This window comes from Mucilaginibacter sp. SJ (assembly GCF_028993635.1).
GTDB lineage: Bacteria > Bacteroidota > Bacteroidia > Sphingobacteriales > Sphingobacteriaceae > Mucilaginibacter.
In genome coordinates this window covers 4,852,445-4,871,850 of record NZ_CP118631.1, presented here as the reverse complement: position 1 = coordinate 4,871,850, position 19,406 = coordinate 4,852,445, and the positions used below count along the sequence as shown (strand labels likewise).

At 43.3% G+C, this 19,406-nt stretch carries 18 protein-coding genes; 7 read left to right on the top strand and 11 right to left on the bottom strand.

What is annotated here, in order from left to right:
- Window positions 1-187: 187 nt before the first annotated feature.
- The 5 genes from MusilaSJ_RS20200 (at window position 188) to MusilaSJ_RS20180 (ending at window position 5,491) form a co-directional block, all read left to right on the top strand.
- The gene (locus MusilaSJ_RS20200; protein WP_274986640.1) at window positions 188-925 is read left to right on the top strand and encodes a DUF2490 domain-containing protein; all 738 of its coding nucleotides are present in this window, start codon (window positions 188-190) and stop codon (window positions 923-925) included.
- Window positions 926-1,329: 404 nt separating this feature from the next.
- Window positions 1,330-2,625 (top strand): phosphopyruvate hydratase, encoded by a 1,296-nt coding sequence (gene eno, locus MusilaSJ_RS20195; protein ID WP_090528991.1) that lies wholly within the window; start codon window positions 1,330-1,332, stop codon window positions 2,623-2,625.
- A gap of 271 nt (window positions 2,626-2,896) precedes the next feature.
- Entirely contained in the window at window positions 2,897-3,433 is a 537-nt protein-coding gene (gene lspA, locus MusilaSJ_RS20190; protein WP_274986639.1) for a signal peptidase II, read from the top strand.
- 153 nt (window positions 3,434-3,586) lie between these two features.
- Complete coding sequence (locus tag MusilaSJ_RS20185; RefSeq protein ID WP_274986638.1) at window positions 3,587-4,957, top strand: DEAD/DEAH box helicase; 1,371 nt, start codon at window positions 3,587-3,589, stop codon at window positions 4,955-4,957.
- A 210-nt stretch (window positions 4,958-5,167) separates the two neighbouring features.
- The gene (locus tag MusilaSJ_RS20180; RefSeq protein ID WP_229701646.1) at window positions 5,168-5,491 is read left to right on the top strand and encodes an FtsB family cell division protein; all 324 of its coding nucleotides are present in this window, start codon (window positions 5,168-5,170) and stop codon (window positions 5,489-5,491) included.
- Window positions 5,492-5,555: 64 nt separating this feature from the next.
- Here the strand turns inward: MusilaSJ_RS20180 and MusilaSJ_RS20175 are convergent, their stop codons facing one another.
- The 10 genes from MusilaSJ_RS20175 to MusilaSJ_RS20130 all read right to left on the bottom strand — a co-directional run bounded on the left by MusilaSJ_RS20175 (window position 5,556) and on the right by MusilaSJ_RS20130 (window position 16,691).
- Window positions 5,556-5,978: an endonuclease domain-containing protein gene (locus tag MusilaSJ_RS20175; RefSeq protein ID WP_274986637.1), complete on the bottom strand. Its 423-nt coding sequence runs from the start codon at window positions 5,976-5,978 to the stop codon at window positions 5,556-5,558.
- Between the two features lie 227 nt (window positions 5,979-6,205).
- Window positions 6,206-8,287, bottom strand: a complete 2,082-nt coding sequence (locus MusilaSJ_RS20170; RefSeq protein WP_274986636.1) for a vWA domain-containing protein — start codon at window positions 8,285-8,287, stop codon at window positions 6,206-6,208.
- 182 nt (window positions 8,288-8,469) lie between these two features.
- A complete protein-coding gene (gene fabG, locus MusilaSJ_RS20165; RefSeq protein WP_274986635.1) occupies window positions 8,470-9,213 on the bottom strand; it encodes a 3-oxoacyl-[acyl-carrier-protein] reductase in 744 nt (247 codons plus the stop codon).
- Between the two features lie 192 nt (window positions 9,214-9,405).
- Complete coding sequence (locus tag MusilaSJ_RS20160) at window positions 9,406-9,933, bottom strand: hypothetical protein (RefSeq protein ID WP_274986634.1); 528 nt, start codon at window positions 9,931-9,933, stop codon at window positions 9,406-9,408.
- 208 nt (window positions 9,934-10,141) lie between these two features.
- On the bottom strand, window positions 10,142-12,499 hold the full coding sequence (locus tag MusilaSJ_RS20155; protein ID WP_274986633.1) for a TonB-dependent receptor: 2,358 nt from the start codon (window positions 12,497-12,499) through the stop codon (window positions 10,142-10,144).
- Between the two features lie 654 nt (window positions 12,500-13,153).
- Window positions 13,154-14,470, bottom strand: coding sequence for an adenosylhomocysteinase (gene ahcY / locus MusilaSJ_RS20150; RefSeq protein ID WP_274986632.1), 1,317 nt, complete (start codon window positions 14,468-14,470; stop codon window positions 13,154-13,156).
- Between the two features lie 118 nt (window positions 14,471-14,588).
- A complete protein-coding gene (locus MusilaSJ_RS20145) occupies window positions 14,589-15,047 on the bottom strand; it encodes a PIN domain-containing protein (protein ID WP_274986631.1) in 459 nt (152 codons plus the stop codon).
- Window positions 15,040-15,273: a UPF0175 family protein gene (locus tag MusilaSJ_RS20140; protein ID WP_090529023.1), complete on the bottom strand. Its 234-nt coding sequence runs from the start codon at window positions 15,271-15,273 to the stop codon at window positions 15,040-15,042. Before MusilaSJ_RS20140 ends, MusilaSJ_RS20145 begins: the two co-directional genes overlap by 8 nt.
- A 43-nt stretch (window positions 15,274-15,316) precedes the next feature.
- On the bottom strand, window positions 15,317-15,700 hold the full coding sequence (locus MusilaSJ_RS20135; protein ID WP_274986630.1) for a bactofilin family protein: 384 nt from the start codon (window positions 15,698-15,700) through the stop codon (window positions 15,317-15,319).
- 124 nt (window positions 15,701-15,824) lie between these two features.
- The gene (locus tag MusilaSJ_RS20130) at window positions 15,825-16,691 is read right to left on the bottom strand and encodes a M23 family metallopeptidase (RefSeq protein ID WP_274986629.1); all 867 of its coding nucleotides are present in this window, start codon (window positions 16,689-16,691) and stop codon (window positions 15,825-15,827) included.
- Between the two features lie 201 nt (window positions 16,692-16,892).
- On the opposite strand from MusilaSJ_RS20130, the gene MusilaSJ_RS20125 reads away from it, so the two are divergent.
- On the top strand, window positions 16,893-17,303 hold the full coding sequence (locus MusilaSJ_RS20125; RefSeq protein WP_090529680.1) for a BrxA/BrxB family bacilliredoxin: 411 nt from the start codon (window positions 16,893-16,895) through the stop codon (window positions 17,301-17,303).
- A gap of 140 nt (window positions 17,304-17,443) precedes the next feature.
- Here the strand turns inward: MusilaSJ_RS20125 and MusilaSJ_RS20120 are convergent, their stop codons facing one another.
- A complete protein-coding gene (locus MusilaSJ_RS20120) occupies window positions 17,444-18,001 on the bottom strand; it encodes a hypothetical protein (protein ID WP_091165595.1) in 558 nt (185 codons plus the stop codon).
- Window positions 18,002-18,079: 78 nt separating this feature from the next.
- Between MusilaSJ_RS20120 and purD the strand changes: the two genes are divergently transcribed.
- Window positions 18,080-19,354: a phosphoribosylamine--glycine ligase gene (purD, locus tag MusilaSJ_RS20115; protein ID WP_274986628.1), complete on the top strand. Its 1,275-nt coding sequence runs from the start codon at window positions 18,080-18,082 to the stop codon at window positions 19,352-19,354.
- Window positions 19,355-19,406: the final 52 nt, after the last annotated feature.

The window sequence follows — 19,406 nt, the reverse complement described above, 5'->3', positions numbered from 1 at the left end:
ATTGCCGCCCCCTCGCCACCTTACTTTATCCCTATGAATTGCAAATGCAGCCTTACTAATTTTTTAAAACGTATGTATTTACAACAAACCCCAACTCTAAATCCTTAACATTATGTTAACATTAACGGTATTAATATTAACATTAAGATAACATTTAGGAAATATATTTGCAGAAATAATCTCTGCAATGACAATCAAGCCCGTCAATTCCATCGCTTTAGTGCTCTTTTTATTAACTATATGTTCAATTACTGTTAAGGCACAGGACTCAAAAGTAGGCACCTGGGGCATAGTTACGGTAGTTTTACCGGGCGACAGTTCCCACAAATGGGGTGGTTATACCGAGTTTCAAACCCGTACCAATAATGTATTCAGCCAGTTTCAATATTATGAGGTTAAGGCTGGTGTAAGTTATGACATAGACAGAAACTTCACCGCGCTTTTAGGTACCGGCCGTTATACTACCTTTGATTATATGGACGTTGGAAAAGGCCCTACAACTACCGAAACCCGTTTTTGGGAACAGATTACCAGCAACCAGTTCCTGTACCGCATAAAACTGGAACACCGCTACCGGGTAGAGCAGCGCTGGGTTAACAGCGACTACCGCAACCGTTTCCGTTACAGGCTAAATGTGTTTGTGCCTTTAAATAGCACCAAAATTGAAGCCAAAACCTGGTTCATTTCTGTTTTCGACGAAGTATTCCTTAATAATAAGGTACCTAACTTTGAACGTAATCGAATATCGGCTGCAGTAGGTTATCAGTTTGATAAATCGTGGATCTTACAGGCTGGCTGGATCAACCAATATAATTATTCGGCTGCCGCTAAAAGCGATAAGGACAATATTATGCTCATCCTGATGTACCGCATCCAGCGCAAAAATGCCGTGCAGCGTGAGCACGTCCCTACTACGAGCGATTAATCACCGTTGAGTGGGGATGATTACGTTGATTTTATTTCTGGGATTACACTGGTTCTTTTTCTGATTACACCGATTTTTTTTAAACTGAATTAAAAAACTCCCCCACGTTGCCGTGTCTCCACGGCAACCAAATTTCAAACCTTACATGTTGCCGTGGAGACACGGCAACCGGGGAAGCAAGGAAAGAAAAATCCTATAAATCATAAAAATCCACCCAAATCCCGGTTCAGACATCCGTTTTCATGAAAAAACTATCATTCTATATTAATTTCATGTTAAATCGCATCATTAATTGCCTATAATCGTTACAAATACAAAATTTCAATTGCGTTTTCCTTATTTAGGCATTAACTTAGCCGCCGTTATTAATAGTATTCATTCAAACCACACTCTGACAATTCACTATGAGCATAATAATTGATGTGCATGCCCGCCAGATCTTAGATTCGCGCGGTAACCCTACTATTGAGGTAGAAGTTTTAACCGAGAACGGCGCATTTGGTCGCGCTGCTGTACCTTCAGGTGCATCAACCGGCGTTCACGAAGCTGTTGAGCTTCGCGATAACGATAAATCAAAATACATGGGCAAAGGCGTTTTAAAAGCCGTTGAAAATGTAAACGAAGTTTTGGCTCCTGAATTAAAAGGTATCGATGTGTTTGAACAAAATGCTATCGACGCTTTAATGATTGAAATTGACGGTACCGAAAACAAAGGTAAAATTGGTGCCAACGCTATATTAGGTGTTTCATTAGCCGTAGCTAAAGCTGCTGCCCAGGAAAGCCGCCAGCCTTTATACCGCTACATTGGTGGTGTAAATGCTAACACGCTGCCAATACCTATGATGAACATCGTTAACGGTGGTTCACACTCTGATGCCCCTATCGCTTTCCAGGAATTTATGATCATGCCGGTTGGCGCTCCTTCATTCTCTGAAGCTTTACGTTGGGGTACAGAAGTATTCCACAACCTGAAAAAAATCCTTCACGACCGCGGTTTGTCAACTGCAGTAGGTGATGAAGGTGGTTTTGCCCCAACTTTTGAAGGTACTGAAGATGGTGTTGAAACCATTTTAAAAGCTATTGAAAAAGCAGGCTACAAAGCCGGCGAAGATATCTTCATCGCTTTTGACTGTGCTGCATCTGAATTTTACAAAGACGGTAAATACGACTATACTAAATTTGAAGGCGAAAAAGGTGCTATCCGCACCAGCGCTGAGCAGGCTGATTACCTTGCCGAATTAGTAGCAAAATATCCTGTTATCTCTATCGAAGACGGTATGGCCGAAGACGATTGGGAAGGCTGGAAAATCTTAACCGACAAAATTGGTAAAAAAGTACAGTTAGTAGGCGACGATTTGTTTGTAACCAACACCAAACGTTTACAAAGAGGTGTTAGCGAAGGTATTGCTAACTCAATCCTGGTAAAAGTAAACCAAATTGGGTCATTAACCGAAACTATCAACGCGGTTACTTTAGCTCAAACCAACGGCTTCACCTCAGTAATGAGCCACCGCTCTGGCGAAACTGAAGATTCAACCATTGCTGATCTTGCTGTAGCATTAAACTGCGGCCAGATCAAAACCGGTTCGGCTTCACGTTCAGACAGGATCGCTAAATACAACCAGTTGTTACGTATCGAAGAAGAATTAGGCGCTAACGCTAAATTCATCGGTAAAGATTTCAAATACTTTAAAAAGTAATTTTTTGACGATGTGAAAGGCCATCTGTGTAAAGCAGGTGGTCTTTTTTGTTTTAGCTAAAAAAGAGGGCCGTCACCCTGAGCCCGTCGAAGGGTCGCGCGCAGAGGCCTACCCACATGCTTCGAATACCTCAGCATGACACCCTGATAGATGTGCATTGTTATAGTTATCTATCTCAATCACCTATTTTTTTATACCTTTGCCTCCTGCAACCAAAGCCATATAATTAAACTAAGGCAACCACGTTATAATAACTTGTTAAAATAAACTAATGAACAAAAAAGGGATTTTGAGGATATTGGGTATAGTGCTGGTATTAGTTTTAAGCATCGGGCTTGACAGGGTTACTAAAATTTACGTTAGGGAGCATATTCACATCAGCGATAACGTTTTTGTTATCAAAAACTTTTTCACCATTCTGCATGCCGAAAACACGGGAGCTTTTTTAAGTCTTGGCGATTCGCTGCAAAACCCATGGAAATTCATCCTGCTATCATTGCTGCCCTTACTGGCCCTTGCCTTTGGCGTTTTTTATGTCATGCTAAAACCATCAATAGGTAAATTAACCACCACAGGTATCGTTTTGGTTATTGCCGGTGGCGCAGGTAACCTGTACGACAGGATGCTTTATGGCAGCGTAACAGATTTTATGCACATGAACTTCGGAATCTTCCAAACAGGCGTATTTAATGTGGCCGATGTATCTATTATGATAGGTATGGGCTTAATCCTGCTGGAATCATGGCAAAAGGACCGTAAGGCCAAAAAGGAACAAGGAACTCCTGATACCGAAACGCTGGCAGCCTAATCCAGCGTAGTTCTTGCTCTTAAAAATTTCTTAACAATAAAAAGCGTATCTTTGCAGCTAATTACCCGTTCGCTTACGGTTTTGAGCCCAGCAAACTCTTCAGATCCGCTTATGCTTTCGCGTTAGCACATTATATATTACAAATAATCAAGAATGTCATTCGAAAATTTAAATTTAATTGAGCCAATCCTCAAGGCTTTAAAAACAGAGGGATATACCACACCTACTCCAATACAGGCACAAGCCATTCCTATTATATTACAACACCAGGATTTATTGGGCTGTGCCCAAACAGGCACCGGCAAAACCGCGGCTTTTGCTATCCCTACCCTGCAATTATTACACCAGGACAGGATAGCTCACAAAGAGCAAAAAACCATTAAAGCATTGGTTTTAACCCCAACCCGCGAGCTTGCCCTTCAAATTGGTGAAAGTTTTACCAATTATGGCAAACATACAGGCCTTAAAAACCTCGTAATATTTGGCGGCGTATCACAAAACCCTCAGGTTGATGCTTTGCGTCGCGGTGTTGATATTTTAGTGGCAACCCCGGGGCGTTTGCTGGATTTGATGAACCAGCGTTATGTTCACCTGGAGCATGTTAAATTCCTGATATTGGATGAGGCCGACCGTATGTTAGATATGGGCTTTGTTAATGATGTTAAAAAGATCATAGCCAAAGTACCGGCCAAAAGGCAAACCCTGTTCTTTTCGGCTACCATGCCCAAGGAGATCCAGAGCCTGGCCGACAGCATCCTGAACAATCCCGAAAAAGTTGAAGTTACCCCGGTTTCATCAACTGCCGATACCATACAACAAGCCGTTTATTATGTTGATAAGGGAGATAAGAAGTCGTTGCTGATCCACATTCTGAAAGATAAGGACATTAAAACCGTTTTGGTATTTACCCGTACCAAACACGGTGCCGATAAAGTGGTGAAAGACTTAAACCGGGTTGGCATTACTGCCGAAGCCATCCACGGCAATAAATCACAAAATGCAAGGCAGCGGGCTTTAACCAACTTTAAAAATCGCACAACCCGCGTACTGATAGCTACAGATATCGCAGCACGTGGCATTGATATTGACGACCTTACACACGTTATCAACTATGAGTTGCCAAACGTACCCGAAACTTATGTGCACCGTATTGGCCGTACAGGCCGGGCTGGCGCCAATGGCATAGCATTTTCATTTTGCGATGCCGAAGAACTGGAATTTTTGAAAGATATCCACAAGCTGATAGCCAAACAGATTCCGATTGAAGAAGGTCACCCGTACCCGCTTAGTCCGGCGGCTATGGCAGCTAAAATAAACGAAGCGCCTAAAAAAGGCGGCTCAGGCGGTGGCCAACGCGGTGGAGGTGGTCGCGGCGGTAACCGCAGATCAGGAGGCAGCGGTGGCGGTAATAGCCGTTCGGCTGGCAATAATCGTTCGGGTGGTAACAGAAGGTCTGGGGGTAACCGTTCAGAAGCCGGTAAATCCGGCGGCAAAAGCGGCATGAGTGGGGCTAAGAGAGGATAATTGGAGAATAGTTGATTAGGTGAATGGTTGTTTTAATTGAAGACAAAAACCACTCACCTAATCAACTCAATCAACTACTCACTGCAAAGGCAACCACTCAACCAATCAACTTAATCAACCACTCACAGCAAAACCCATCACCACAAAAATTTCCCTGTTAATAAGTTAATAAGCATATTTGTATCCGTCGAAAAAATTAAATAGCTTTAAATGAAAATTATCCAGCCGGTATCAATGAAACGCCTTATAGATCTTTTCAAGAACAAGTTTTTCCTGGTTACCATTGCTTTTGTGGTGTGGATGATATTTTTTGACAGGAACGATCTTTTTTCGCAATACCAATACCACCAGCAGGTTAAAAAACTAAGGCTCGAGCGCGATTTCTACAAAGCCCAAACCGACCAGGTGACCAAGGAACTTAAAGAATTGACCACCAACCCCCAGCAAATGGAAAAATTTGCCCGCGAAAAGTACCTCATGAAAAAAGCCAATGAGGATGTTTACGTGGTAATCCCCGAAACGAAGGAGAAGTAAAGTGTAGTAAAGCTGGGGCCAGTGCGATTACCCCCCTGGGAGGGTGTAGGGAGGGGTTTCTACGCTATTCCAACAATGTTCTATCAAAATCTTTCGGCAGTTCAATCGAAGAGTCGTCTTTCACAATCTCAATTATCATCCCTTCAATAGCCCGTAATACATTAGGCAGATCATCTTTTACATCCGCCTCGGCGAACCTTAAAAATTTAACACCGAAGCTTTCTAATTTCGCTTGTCTGACATCATCCTTAATCAAAACATCTTCATAATTATGATACCGCCCATCTACTTCAATTGCCAGCATTAGTTCCTTGCAATAAAAGTCGACTATATAATTATCCATACCACGCTGACGATCAAAGTCGAAACCCGGTAGCTTATTTTCTTTTAATTCATTCCACAGGAGAACCTCGCCAAAAGTCATTTCTTTTCGAAGTTTTCTGGCGGTTGCTTTTAGTTTGGGGTTGTATGGGATGATTTTAACCATTTTTTTATCGTTTTATGATAGTTATTCGAGTCTTTTTAATTCCCTCCCTTGGGAGGGGTGCGGTGGGATTGCGCATTGGCAGGGAGGGGTTATACGCTATTCCAAACGGGTAAGTATCTCGCTGAAACCCCTCCCTACACCCTCCCAAGGGAGGGAATCGCACGGGTCCCCGCTTTTTTTTCTTCCTTTTCCTGCCTCTTACTTCTTGCGGTCTTGACTCTACTACCCTACACTTCCCCTTCCCGCTTCCTCAAAAACCATTCGGTTGATAATAGCAGGAGGATCAACCCAAACAGCCATTTCAGATCTATCAAATCGCTGTAATGCTTATCTTCATAAACCACCGTTTTGATATTCTCATTTTTGCGGATCAGATCAGCAAGCTGGCTTAGCTGCGATGGTTTGATCATTTGCCCGCCGCTTTGTTTGGCCAGGGTATTAAGTAATGTGTGATTGGCAGCGCTTTGGCGGGTTTCGAGGTTAAGCGGTTTTATGGTGAATTGCCCGGTAGCTTTAAACTCCTGTTTGCCGTTTTGGGTTGATGCGTTGTAGGTGTATTCGCCTATGGGGAGGGTGCCTGCATCAAGTTGATAGCTTTGCCCGGTACGTGTAAACAGGAAGCTATAGTTTTTTCCGGCCGTGCTTTTCAGCTCTATCTTTACATCAGAGGTATTGATCAACTCAAGGGCTTCATTATATAATTCGGCATTAAGGATCACGTTTTCCCCTTCATCAAATACATTACGGGCCGGATAAACACGAAAACGCTGACGGTTTGCATTGGCAGTTAAATACTGTACAGTTTGGCTCAGCAATTCGTCAATAGCGTTGCGGTTACCATAGTTTTGATATTCGGCCAGTTGCCAGCGCCACAGACCTTCACCGGTTAATACGGCGATACGCCGGCCGGCCTCATCGCCAAAGGCCAGTAAAGGATAGGTAGTAGCTACAGTCCCAATCTTTTGTTTCAATAAAACTGAAGCACCGGTAGCGGTTCCGTAACTGCCGAACGGCGCTACTAATGGCGGAAAGGCGGCAATCTTTTTTTGCGCCGAATCGGAGAGGGTGAAAGCCGTAAAATCATTGGTTGGCAGGGGCATCACTTCCTGCGTTTCAGCACGGCCTGCGCTTATGCGCACCGTGTTTTGCTCGCTATTAACGGCCTGCAGGTTACTTTGTGAACCAATGATATACCAAACCGGTGTTTTGCTCTTAGCAATAAAACTTTTTACCGGCGGATATTCGCCTGCCGAAAGCTGGTACAGGACCACCAGGCTATAATCTGCCGGTTTAATGCTTGAAGCATCAGCAAGCGAACTGGCTTTTACCTCAAAGTTTTTGTTAGCCTCGACAGCCTGTTTAATCACCGTTAAATCGGGATGCGGACCGTTGTATAACAGCAGTACCTTTTGCCGGGCATCAAGTACTTCCACATAAATAGTTTCGGTATTGTTTTGGATGGACAGCTCGTTCTTAACAGGAGCAATGCTGATAGTATATTTTCTGAGGCCTTTTTTAGCAGCGTTCAGCTGTATGGGGACGATCTTTTTAAAATCGTTTGCGGTTACCGCAATGCTTTGGGCATACAGCTGTTTACCATCTTCGGTAATCGACAGGTTCATACTTTCGCCCTTGCTTTGGTAGGCCGTGGCAAGCACTTCTATCACAAAGTCGTTCCCTAAAAAGGCCGTTTTGTTATAATTTACGTTGCCGATGAGCAGGTCGCGCTTGGCTGTGGTATCGCCAAGGGCTATGGTGTAGATGCTGGTTTTGATATTCCCGGCTTCATATTGCGGATCATTACCCTGGTTGTATAAACCGTCGGTTGCCAATACCAGCGCGCCGATGTTTTGGTTAGTGAACCTGTTGTTAAGCTGGTGCAACGCAGCTGCTATATCGGTTTGCTTACCGTTAAAGTTTTTTGAAAGACCGGGATGCAGGTCTTTATCAAAATTAAACTCCTGCACATCGTATTTATCGCCAAGCTCTTGTTTCAGTTTAGCCAAGCCTTCAACAAAGGCAGATGGATTAAAACCCGCCGGTTTAAAAGTGTTTACGGATGATGAATTATCCTGCGCGATAAGTACTAAAGGTTTTTGTGGCTCGTATTTAACCGACTTTACCAGGGGAGATATGAGCAGCACCGTTATAAAAAAAACGGTTATCGCCCGGATAACTGCCAGGATATAGCGTAAGTTTTTACTTAGGTCAACCGGCTTGCGGTACATGAGCCAGGCATATGCCAAACCAAGCAATAAGCCGGCAGGCAACCACCATCCCGAAACAGAACCCCATGTAAGTGAAAACATCTGTAGCTATAGTATCATCAGGGCGCAGGTCATCCGGCCCAATAAACATTACCTGCAAAATGCGAAATTATTGTGAAAGGAGGGGAATAAGTTTTAAACCTCACCCAACCCTCTCCAAAGGAGAGGGCTTAAAAGCTTTTTCAAGTCTCCCCTTTTGGGGGAGATTTAGAGGGGGTGCATTCTTACAACATCCCACCATCAACAGGGATAACCTGTCCGGTGATGTAAACGGCCATATCTGATGCAAGGAATACACAGGCATTGGCTACATCCTCAGTTTCACCCGCGCGTTTAAGCGGAATACCTGCTGCCCATCCTTCAACAACTTTAGGGTCGAGCACTTCGGTCATTTCGGTACGGATAAAACCTGGTGCAACAACGTTGGTACGGATGTTACGTGAGCCCAGCTCTTTAGCTACTGATTTAGAGAAACCGATGATCCCTGCTTTTGAAGCGGCATAGTTAGCCTGGCCGGCATTGCCCTGCACACCAACAACCGAGCTCATGTTAATGAATACACCTTTACGGTTTTTCATCATGATTTTTGAGGCAGCCTTGGTAACATTGAATATCGATTTCAGGTTTACGTCAAGCACTTCGTCCCAGTTTTCTTCGGTCATGCGCATCAGCAAACCGTCTTTAGTGATACCGGCATTGTTGACAACAATATCAAGCGTACCGAAATCAGCGACAATATCGGTAATCAGTTTATCAGCCTCGTCAAATTTGGAAGCATCAGAACGGTAACCTTTTACTTTAGTGCCAAAACTTTGCAGCTCCTGCTCAAGGGCCTGGCCTTTTTCAACAGACGACAAATAAGTGAAAGCTACATTAGCGCCATGCTCGGCAAATTTTTCGGCAATCTTGCGGCCTATTCCTTTTGACGCGCCGGTAACCAACGCGGTTTTTCCTTCTAATAATTTCATAATTAAAGTATATGATTTCAGGGCGGTGAAGTTAGTAGTTTTTTGTTTCTGTTCATAGTTGATGGTTGTTCATAGTTAATAGATCATGGTTCATGGTTTAGCTTCATTCATTTTTTATCACGACCTGCAAGCAGTTGCTATGATCTATGAACCATCAACTATGAACAACCATCAACCATGAACCCAAAAAACTTACTTCAAATATTCCGCCGGTATCGGGTTATCCTTCCGTTCGCCGTCATAAAACCAGGCGAGGATCCAGAAACGGGTCCCATCGTTAAATAGTTCAATGCTGTTGATGCCGCGCTCAGTTACCGGCCCATCAGCTGTGTTGCGCGATTCGTAGGTGCTCCATATGTGGTAAATACTGCCAAACTTTTCTACCCGCCGGGTTATCTCCCGCTCGTCAAAACCATTTTTTGACAATGATGGGTCGGCCAGTTTGTGGTATTCCTTCAGCGTCATATAGCTGAACTGCTGTTTGCCTTGTTTATCGGTATAGCCTGCACCAACATGGGCATTGGCAATATGCAGCAGGCTATCGCGCTCATAACTTACCTTTTCGCCTTTCTTAACAGTAACTACGCCATAATAGGCTTTCATGATACCGTCAAGAGTACTTACATTATCTCCGTATTTGGTAATAACCTGCGAGTGCGCAGGAAAAGTGATAGCAATGGTAATTATAGCGATAAGCAGAGGCAGGATATTCTTTTTCATGGTGATCGGAGTTTATTAATAGTCAGATTTTAAATGAATTAACAAAAAATATCCGGGATATTATAAGGTAAAATAACCTAATGCGTCGATTTACCCGGGCATGGCTTAGAAGAAGCATTTTAAAATCCCCTCTCGAGAAGGGAATCGCACATCCCAATGCTATAAAAAAGCATCATTCAAACACGGACGTTTGAACCTGTTTTTTCAATTAAAAAGTAGTATTCAGCGACACTCCGTAAGTGCGCGGATTGCCTAAGTGTGTCGCGCCGAAATCATAGGCATAATCAATGTATTTTTTGTTGGCGATATTGCTTTCCCAAAAGAACAGCCCAAACCTTTTGGTGCTTACACCTACCCTCGCGTTGAACTTGTTGTAACCTTTTTGTTCTATCTGGTTTGCCAGGTCGAAATACTGATCGCCAAGATAGCGCCATTCGCCGCGGGCAATCAGCTTTGTTTTAAGCAGACCGCCCAAATCATAGCCATATTGCAGGGCCAGCATACTGGTGATGTTAGGCGTATAAATTTGCTTGTTGCCTTTTAAATTCACTTCCTCACCATTGTTGCCAACTACTAAAGTGGTATAACGGGCGCGGGTATAACCAAAATTGTAATCAAACTCCAGGCCCTTAATTGGGGTAGCGTTAATTTCGGCCTCGATACCTTTACTGCTTAATTTACCCGCATTTTTGGTAACGGTGATGGCATCAGGCAATATCAGGGTTGGCACCTGGGCGTCGGTAACGCGGGTATAAAACGCGGTTACATTTACACGCAGGCGGTTATCTAAAAAGTCGTTTTTTGATCCTACTTCAAAATTATTACTGTACTCGGGCTTGAAAGAATAAAGCGGCGGAGACGAAGGATCAGAACCCAACTCGGTAATGCCTCCCGCGCGGAAACCGCGGCTGTAAGTAGCAAACAGGTTATTATGTGCTGATACATGATAAGCCAGGCTAACCTTAGGCGTAAAGGCTTTGTAATGTGCCGTTGACGACGTATCCGAACGGGTAACCACCGACTCGCCGCCCTTTGGCAGGAACTCGCCCATTACGTTTTCCTTTTTATGCTCGTAGTCATAACGCAAACCAGCTGTGATATCAAACTGCTCATTCACGGCATAAGTAGCCTGTCCGTAAACAGCTATGCCATAGTTTCGGTCGGTATTAGTATTGATGCTGGTAAAATCAGTCATCGGTGAGCCAACAGCGCCGGCATCGTCACCAAAGTAAGTACCCTGCCTGTTTGGCGCATAGTGATAAAAGCCATAAGTACCGGCTGCCCATTTCAATTTTGAGGTTGATGATGCCGGCGAAGTAAAGCGGAACTCCTGGATGGTGGTTTTTACCTTGTTCCATTTGCCGCCATAATTATTTATGATAGATACGGCGTCGATAGGGGAAAAATCGCCATCGATAGGTGTAGTATAATAGCGGTTGTTTACCTGGTAGGATGTTTGCGAAGTGAAATTAAAATCATTGCCGCTGTAGTTGGCCGTTAATGATGACTGGAAAGTATTATCAACCATTTTAGTCGTAGCGTTCTGGTTAACCTCAAAAGGATGGCTTAAAGCATCATCAGGCGAACCTGCTAAGGTGAACGCGCCATTGTTGCGGTTGTTGTAATTTTTTACATTCAGCATAAAGGCCAGTTTGGAGGTAGCCAAAAACTTCAGGTAATAGTTACCCAAAAAATAGTGCTGTTTGTCAAAATGGGCATTGTTAAATGTATTGGTATAAAAACCATTGAAACCAGAATATATACCTGCTACGCCTAAATACAATTTATCTTTTATCAGAGGGGCTTTGATGCCGAGGGTATAACGTTGCTGATTGTAATTACCCACGTCAACACCGGCAAAACCGCTCAGGGTGTTTGATGGCTGCTTGGTGATCACATTGATAACACCGCCGGTAGCATTACGGCCATAAAGCGTTCCCTGCGGGCCACGAAGCACTTCTATCCTATCCACATCCAGTAATTGGGGGATATAGGTATCCAGTCCGTATTGGTTTACACCATCAACGTAAGTAGCCACAGCCGGATCGTATGATGTGGTAACAATACCGCGGATGCCTGTTACTGTACGACCATCGCCGGGAGCACCTGAATTTAAGTTAGGTACAATGGCAGTAAGATCCTTCAAATCCCAAAGCCTGTAATCCTGGATTTGTTTAGCTGATAAAGTTGAAATACTGAATGGTACGCGTTGGGCCTGTTCTTCTGTTTTTTGCGCAGATACCGTAACCTCATCCAACTGGTTGCTGGCATCATTCAACTGGATTGTTATCGGGCGACTGGTACCGATCATAGTTACCGGGATGTTTTTAGCCGCATAGCCAATAGCGCTGATATGCAAGGTATATTTCCCGGCAGTTATACTTTTTAAAATAAATTTCCCGCTCCTGTCGGCACTGGTTTGGTAGTTGGTATTGAGCAGGTACACCGAAGCGCCCGCGATAGGCTGGCTCTTGCTATCGGTAACGGTGCCCGATAAATCACCCCTGGTTTGGCTCCGGGCCGAAAATGCAATAACAAGGAGTAATAAAGTAAATAATTTGCGCATAAAAGAGGTATAAGTGTGTACAGATCACACATTGTAATCGATTGTCAATAATAGCAAATGACAAACAATTAACGGTCATAACTACATAAATATTACCAATTTTTAATGGCTCTAAGTGTTGGCGAAAAATAAATTCTTATGGGTAATAATTTCTAAATTCGCTTAAACCTCAAACTACAACCTTAACAAACGGTATTAAAAAAATGAATTGGGAACTATTCTTCTACGGTATTTTCTCTTTAGCAATTGCATATTTATTTTACAGAATTTTTGTTAAAGGGAAGGACCTGTATTATGAAGACATGGGTGGGAAAATTTTAAAAATCGGCTACATTAAAAGTTGGGGTTTAGTCATTACAGCTATTATAACAGGAATATTACTGATTTTTCAATCCATATCAGCTTAAATATCAAATAACCTATCAATTACTGCCGCAAGTCCTTCCGGTTTGTGGCGCGTCTTCAAGTGTGAAATACATTTCAACTGCACCCTCCAAAGGCTGATGCCCGGGATAGTTCATCGGGCTTAACCCATGAAAAATATCAAATCACATAAATCAAAAAAAGGCCGCATCACCATGTGATACAGCCTCTCATATTTTCAAAGCAAAAAACCTTTCGGCTTTCGCCTTTATGCTTTAACCTTAAAAAAGATTAATAACGGTAATATTCCGGTTTAAACGGACCTTCAACCGTTACACCGATGTACTCGGCCTGGTCCTGATCAAGTACTTCCAGCTCCACACCAATTTTAGCAAGGTGCAGGCGGGCTACTTTTTCGTCAAGATGTTTTGGCAGGGTGTAAACTTTGTTTTCGTAAGCTGCGCCGTTTGTCCAAAGCTCTAATTGAGCTAAAGTTTGATTGGTGAATGAGTTACTCATTACAAAGCTTGGATGACCGGTAGCGCAACCTAAGTTAACCAAACGGCCTTCGGCTAATACAATAACGTCTTTGCCTTCAATGGTATATTTATCAACCTGTGGCTTAATTTCCACTTTGGTATTGCCATAAGCACCGTTTAACCAGGCCATGTCAATCTCGTTATCAAAGTGACCGATGTTACAAACGATTGCTTTATCTTTCAAAGCACGGAAGTGCTGCTCGCGAACGATGTTCTTGTTGCCTGTAGCAGTAACCACGATATCAGCTTCAGTGATAGCAGTACTTAATTTTTTAACTTCAAAACCTTCCATTGCGGCCTGCAGAGCACAGATCGGGTCGATCTCGGTAACAATAACACGTACACCAGAGTTGCGCAAAGAATCGGCCGAACCTTTACCAACATCGCCATAACCGCAAACAACGGCCACTTTACCGGCCATCATCACGTCGGTAGCGCGACGAATAGCGTCAACCAATGACTCGCGGCAACCGTATTTATTATCAAATTTTGATTTGGTAACCGAATCATTAACGTTAATAGCAGGCATTGGCAGGGTTCCTGCTTTCATGCGCTCATATAAACGGTGTACGCCGGTAGTAGTTTCTTCTGATAAGCCTTTGATAGCAGCAACCAGCTCAGGGTATTTATCCAATACCATGTTGGTTAAATCACCGCCATCATCAAGGATCATGTTAAGCGGCTGGCGGTCTTCGCCAAAAAATAAAGTTTGTTCAATGCACCAGTCAAATTCTTCGGCATTCATGCCTTTCCAGGCGTAAACAGAAATACCAGCGGCAGCAATAGCAGCAGCGGCATGATCCTGGGTTGAGAATATATTACATGATGACCAGGTAACTTCAGCACCAAGGGCAATCAGGGTTTCAATTAAAACAGCGGTTTGGATGGTCATGTGCAAACAACCGGCAATCCTTGCACCTTTAAGCGGCTGGCTTGGCCCGTACTCTTTACGTAAAGCCATTAAGCCGGGCATCTCAGCCTCAGCCAGTTCAATTTCCTTCCGGCCCCACTCTGCCAGCGACAGATCTTTTACTTTGTATTTAACGAATGCAGTTTCTACTGATGACATATCGATTTTATTTTGAGAGTGCAAAGTTAACTGATATCCTTGTGAAAATGAAATGTTTGGTTCAGGCGCTTCGAGGATGTTCTATAAATGAGCCTGCGGCTTAACAAGCTAACCGATATTAATTTTCCAAATCTTTCAATATCCGTTCTAACAATAACGGATCAATTCGAAAATTGGTTGACTTAATCAATTCAAAATATGGCCTCAGTGACGGAATTTTATTTTGTTGTTTAGCTGCGATCAAAACACCCAGGGTACCTGTGAATTTGATATTAAGCTGACTTGCGGGCCGCCTGCCTTTAAAATCATCTACAATAAGTAAAGTATCTGGTATTTCTTGTGCTAAAGCTATAGCGCTTGCTTCACCTATATCAACCTGCAAACAGTAAACAGCAATTAATTGCGAATTTTTTACAGTCATTACCTGTATCCATTCGGGTAGGGGCTTTTTAAATTCAGCTGCAACTTCAGGCGTGGTTATGATATGATTATAAACGGATTGGAGAATATGTAGCGCCTGGATATTATCTAATAAAATCAAACAACTGATATCGGTGATAACGGCGTATTCAACCATTGATCCGGGCTACATCCGCCAATATATCTTCGTAGTTGTATTGTATATAGTTAACGTTAAATTCAGCTAACACTGCCGGAAAATCAACCTTCTCCATTCCGCACATTTCAGCAGCCTGCCCTAACGATAATTTACCGGCTTCATATAATTTGGCGGCAAGAAAACGCACAGTTTCATCATGCTCTTTTTCAAGCGCATCAGGCACATTTAATGTCATCGTAGTCATAATATAAAGATACGCATTCTATATCAAAACAAGAACATGGGGCTTACGCCTGCAACTGCTTTTGCACCTCCACCTGCTGCATGGTCAGGTTGCCGTTGTATACCCCGCCATTTTCTACGGCCAGGTTCTGCGTTTTGATGTCGCCGGTTATACGGCCTGTAGCTTTTATTTCAAGCGAGGAGGTATTAATATCGCCCCTTACGGTGCCATAAACAAAGATCTCTTTAGTACTTATATTTCCCTTAACCTCTCCCTTTTCGCCCAGGATCAGGCCCTCATCAACCATTACATCGCCGTTAACAAGTCCGTCGATCCGTGCAAAAGCCGGGGCTTTCAGGTTACCTTCTAATACACTGCCTTCGCTAATGAGGGTCGAGATTGCCTGTAAATCAAGCGCAACCTTATCTTTTTTAGAAAAAATAGCCATGTTTTTAAAGTCTTAACTTCTAAGTCCGAAGTCGATAGTTCTAAATCTGCATCATAATAATCCATGGTCAACTTCCGACTCAGGACTTAAAGATTTCCGACTTAACAAACTTCCTACTTAGAACTTATTTATTCAGGGTTAAAAAATTTACCGGGTTAACCGGCTTCCCATTTTTACGTACTTCATAATGCAGGTGTGCACCCGTTGAGTGCCCGGTTGAACCTACCTTGCCTATGTTATCACCAACGGTAACCTGCTGCCCTACCTTCACTTCAATTTTTGAAAGATGACCGTACAAGGTCTCCAGGCTGTTAATATGCTGAATCCTGACACATTTACCATATCCACCGGCCCATCCTGCAAAAACAACTTTGCCGCTGGCCGTACATTTTACTGCATCGCCCCGGTTACCTTTAAAATCAATACCGGGGTGAAACTCGGCATGCTCCGAATCAAAGGGGTCGCTCCTGTAACCAAAAAATGAGGTAAACGAGCTAATCCTGGGGTAGCCCATAGGGGTAAACGCTATAGTGCTTGTTAAATGCTTAAGATAATCGTCATACAGGCTGTAAGCTTCGGTATCGGGTAGTTTTACCCCCTCCCTGTTGCCATCGCCCCCGGTACCTTTTACAGTAAAACCTTTAAGGCCGCGCCTTTTTAAATACTCATTTATAGTTTTAAGTTTAACCTCGATAGATTGAATGTACGACTGGGCAGTACCCTGCGTATTTACCTCTGCTTTAACAACCGGCATGGTGCCTTTAAGTTTCGCTATCTGCGCCTGTAACTGTTGGTTTTCAGCTTCCTGCACAGCGCTTTTATGATGCAGGTAAAACACCAAACCACCAAGTACGGCAACAACAGCAGCTATGCTCCATGCGTAGTGTTTAAGCCTGTTAAGGTGCTTGGTTTTTATTTGTAATGATTTTGTATGCTGTTGATTTTTGTTGATGATAACAACAGTGCTAATATCAGATGTTTTAAGTTTCATCAAATTCAAAATAAGTTAGGGTACGCAAGTTAAAAATTACTGTTAATAAAACAATATTAAATGTATGTAAACAGGTTATCAATGAAATAGCCTTCTACGTTAATCGTCAACCAATTGTTATTATTGAGTTTTTATAAACGTAAACCAAGTATCATTTCTTATTTTTGTAACACTGATTTTATTGTAAAGCAAAAAAAAATGATGTATCCGGAATATTTAGTAGCCCCGATGCGGGAAGATCTGACCAGGGTTGGTTTTGAAGAATTAAAAGATGCCGATGCTGTAAAAAACGCTATTGAAAGCGAAGGTACAGTATTTGTAATGGTTAACTCGGTATGTGGCTGTGCCGCGGCAAACGCACGCCCGGCTGCTAAAATTGCCGCCGCAAACGGCAAACACCCTGATAAACTGGTAACCGTTTTTGCAGGCATGGAAAAAGAAGCTGTTGATACCGCGCGTAACTATATGCTGCCTTACCCGCCATCGTCACCTGCTATGGCGCTGTTTAAAGATGGTAAACTGGTACATATGATTGAGCGCTACCAGATAGAAGGCCGCCCGGCACAAATGATTGCCGATAACCTGATTGACGCGTTTGAACAATACTGCTAATTGAGCTGAAGGCCAAAGGCTTAAGCGGAAAGCTAAAAACATAAAAAGAGCTGAGGGAAAATCCTTCAGCTCTTTTTGTTTTGTTCAAAATCCGAAATTGAAAATTCGATATCCGAAATCAAATTGATGTCGTTCTGCTTTTATTTATCGTCGTCATTTTTGTCCTCATCCTCTTCATCATCGTCAAAATCATCGAAGCTGCCCATGTCTTCGTCATCCTCGTTAAATTCGCCAAAAAAGCGGTCTTCATCAAACATCAGTTCTTCCATCTTTTCCTGTTCGGGCGTACTGGTATCAAAGCGGATGGCCCAATTGTCGGGGATATCATAGCTTTTATCAAATCCCCTGATCCATTCTACAAAAACCAGGCGAAACTCCTCTACCTTTTCCCTCATCAACTGTACGTAGTCCTCTTCATTAATTTTTACCATTGATGCAAAAGATACGGCATTAAACATATCCTGCACCGCAAGTTTAATGAGCACAGCATTTTGCATCCGCAGCGAATACAGGCTACCACCTTCGGCGCCGGCAATTTTTGCCTGGATAAGAGCGGCATTACTGCACATCTGTATAGCCAGATGTTCTTTCATACTGTCTTCCTTTAATGATTCGGCAATTACATCTGCCAGGTCAAATAATTCCTGCGATTTTTGGTATACCGGGAGCTTTTCAAACTTTTCGAGTCTACGGGCCATGGGGTAAATTTACTACTTATAACACAAGTAGCCTCATATATAGTATTAAAGGCTTGTTAAAAAAACTATCTTTGCCGCATGAACATCCTGATTCTTGGTTCGGGCGGAAGGGAAAGTGCCTTCGCCTGGAAAGTAGCCCAAAGCGCTCATTGCGAAAAACTTTTTATTGCTCCCGGTAACGCCGGCACCACTCAATACGGCACCAACGTAAATATTAAGGTTACCGATTTTGAAGGCATTAAAGCGCTGGTTTTAAAAGAGGATATCAACCTGGTATTGGTTGGCCCCGAAGAGCCCCTGGTAAAAGGCGTTCATGATTTTTTCCTGGCCGATGAGCAATTGAAAAACATCCCGGTTGTTGGCCCGCAGCAGGAAGGCGCACAATTGGAAGGCAGTAAAGATTTTTCCAAGCAGTTTATGGAGAAGCATAACATCCCAACCGCTGCTTACAGAACTTTCACCAAAGATACCCTGCAGGATGGCCTAACCTATTTAGTTACCGCCGGACTACCGGTGGTATTGAAAGCCGACGGGCTTGCAGCCGGAAAAGGCGTACTGATCTGCCTTACTTTAGAGGAAGCGCAAACCGAGCTTACTGCCATGCTGGCCGATGCCAAATTTGGCGAAGCAAGCTCACGCGTGGTTGTTGAACAATTTTTAACAGGCATTGAACTATCGGTTTTTGTGATGACCGATGGTAACAGCTATAAAATTTTACCCGAGGCTAAAGATTATAAACGTATTGGCGAAGGTGATACCGGCTTAAATACCGGAGGCATGGGCTCTATTTCGCCGGTGCCATTTGCCGACGCTGCTTATATGAAAAAGGTAGAAGAGCGCGTGATCATCCCTACCATTGAAGGTTTGAAGAAAGATGGCATCCCTTATAAAGGCTTCATTTTTATCGGCCTGATGAACAGCAACGGAGAACCATGGGTAATTGAATACAACTGCCGCATGGGCGACCCTGAAACTGAAAGCGTGATGCGCCGTATAGATTCGGACTTTGTTGATTTGCTGTTAGGCGTTGCCGAAGGGAACCTGAACGAAAAAGAAATCATCATCAGCCCTAAAACAGCTGCCACCGTAGTCATGGTTGCAGGCGGTTACCCAGGCGAATACCTCAAAAATAAAGTGATCACCGGTACCGAAAACGTGCGCGATTCCATCGTGTTCCATGCGGGTACCGCTATGGATGGCAATGATGTAATAACTACCGGCGGGCGTGTATTAGCTATTACCACCGTGCAGGATGATATGTTCAGCGCGTTGCAACAAGCGACTGCTGATGCAAGCCGGATTTATTATGACGGAATGTATTTCAGGAAAGATATTGGCTTTGACCTCTTATAATCATTAAGTCATTTTTCTGAACCAGGATTTTTAGGATTTATGGATTCTTCGG

Bases quoted from the DNA above. Each gene is read 5' to 3' on its own strand.
- purD (WP_274986628.1), top strand. From the start codon at position 18,080: ATGAACATCCTGATTCTTGGTTCGGGCGGAAGGGAAAGTGCCTTCGCC.
- MusilaSJ_RS20130 (WP_274986629.1), bottom strand. From the start codon at position 16,691: ATGAAACTTAAAACATCTGATATTAGCACTGTTGTTATCATCAACAAA.
- ahcY (WP_274986632.1), bottom strand. From the start codon at position 14,470: ATGTCATCAGTAGAAACTGCATTCGTTAAATACAAAGTAAAAGATCTG.
- MusilaSJ_RS20155 (WP_274986633.1), bottom strand. From the start codon at position 12,499: ATGCGCAAATTATTTACTTTATTACTCCTTGTTATTGCATTTTCGGCC.
- MusilaSJ_RS20160 (WP_274986634.1), bottom strand. From the start codon at position 9,933: ATGAAAAAGAATATCCTGCCTCTGCTTATCGCTATAATTACCATTGCT.
- lspA (WP_274986639.1), top strand. From the start codon at position 2,897: ATGAACAAAAAAGGGATTTTGAGGATATTGGGTATAGTGCTGGTATTA.
- MusilaSJ_RS20120 (WP_091165595.1), bottom strand. From the start codon at position 18,001: ATGGCCCGTAGACTCGAAAAGTTTGAAAAGCTCCCGGTATACCAAAAA.
- MusilaSJ_RS20145 (WP_274986631.1), bottom strand. From the start codon at position 15,047: ATGGTTGAATACGCCGTTATCACCGATATCAGTTGTTTGATTTTATTA.
- MusilaSJ_RS20170 (WP_274986636.1), bottom strand. From the start codon at position 8,287: ATGTTTTCACTTACATGGGGTTCTGTTTCGGGATGGTGGTTGCCTGCC.
- MusilaSJ_RS20200 (WP_274986640.1), top strand. From the start codon at position 188: ATGACAATCAAGCCCGTCAATTCCATCGCTTTAGTGCTCTTTTTATTA.
- eno (WP_090528991.1), top strand. From the start codon at position 1,330: ATGAGCATAATAATTGATGTGCATGCCCGCCAGATCTTAGATTCGCGC.
- fabG (WP_274986635.1), bottom strand. From the start codon at position 9,213: ATGAAATTATTAGAAGGAAAAACCGCGTTGGTTACCGGCGCGTCAAAA.
- MusilaSJ_RS20175 (WP_274986637.1), bottom strand. From the start codon at position 5,978: ATGGTTAAAATCATCCCATACAACCCCAAACTAAAAGCAACCGCCAGA.
- MusilaSJ_RS20125 (WP_090529680.1), top strand. From the start codon at position 16,893: ATGTATCCGGAATATTTAGTAGCCCCGATGCGGGAAGATCTGACCAGG.
- MusilaSJ_RS20140 (WP_090529023.1), bottom strand. From the start codon at position 15,273: ATGACTACGATGACATTAAATGTGCCTGATGCGCTTGAAAAAGAGCAT.
- MusilaSJ_RS20135 (WP_274986630.1), bottom strand. From the start codon at position 15,700: ATGGCTATTTTTTCTAAAAAAGATAAGGTTGCGCTTGATTTACAGGCA.
- MusilaSJ_RS20185 (WP_274986638.1), top strand. From the start codon at position 3,587: ATGTCATTCGAAAATTTAAATTTAATTGAGCCAATCCTCAAGGCTTTA.
- MusilaSJ_RS20180 (WP_229701646.1), top strand. From the start codon at position 5,168: ATGAAAATTATCCAGCCGGTATCAATGAAACGCCTTATAGATCTTTTC.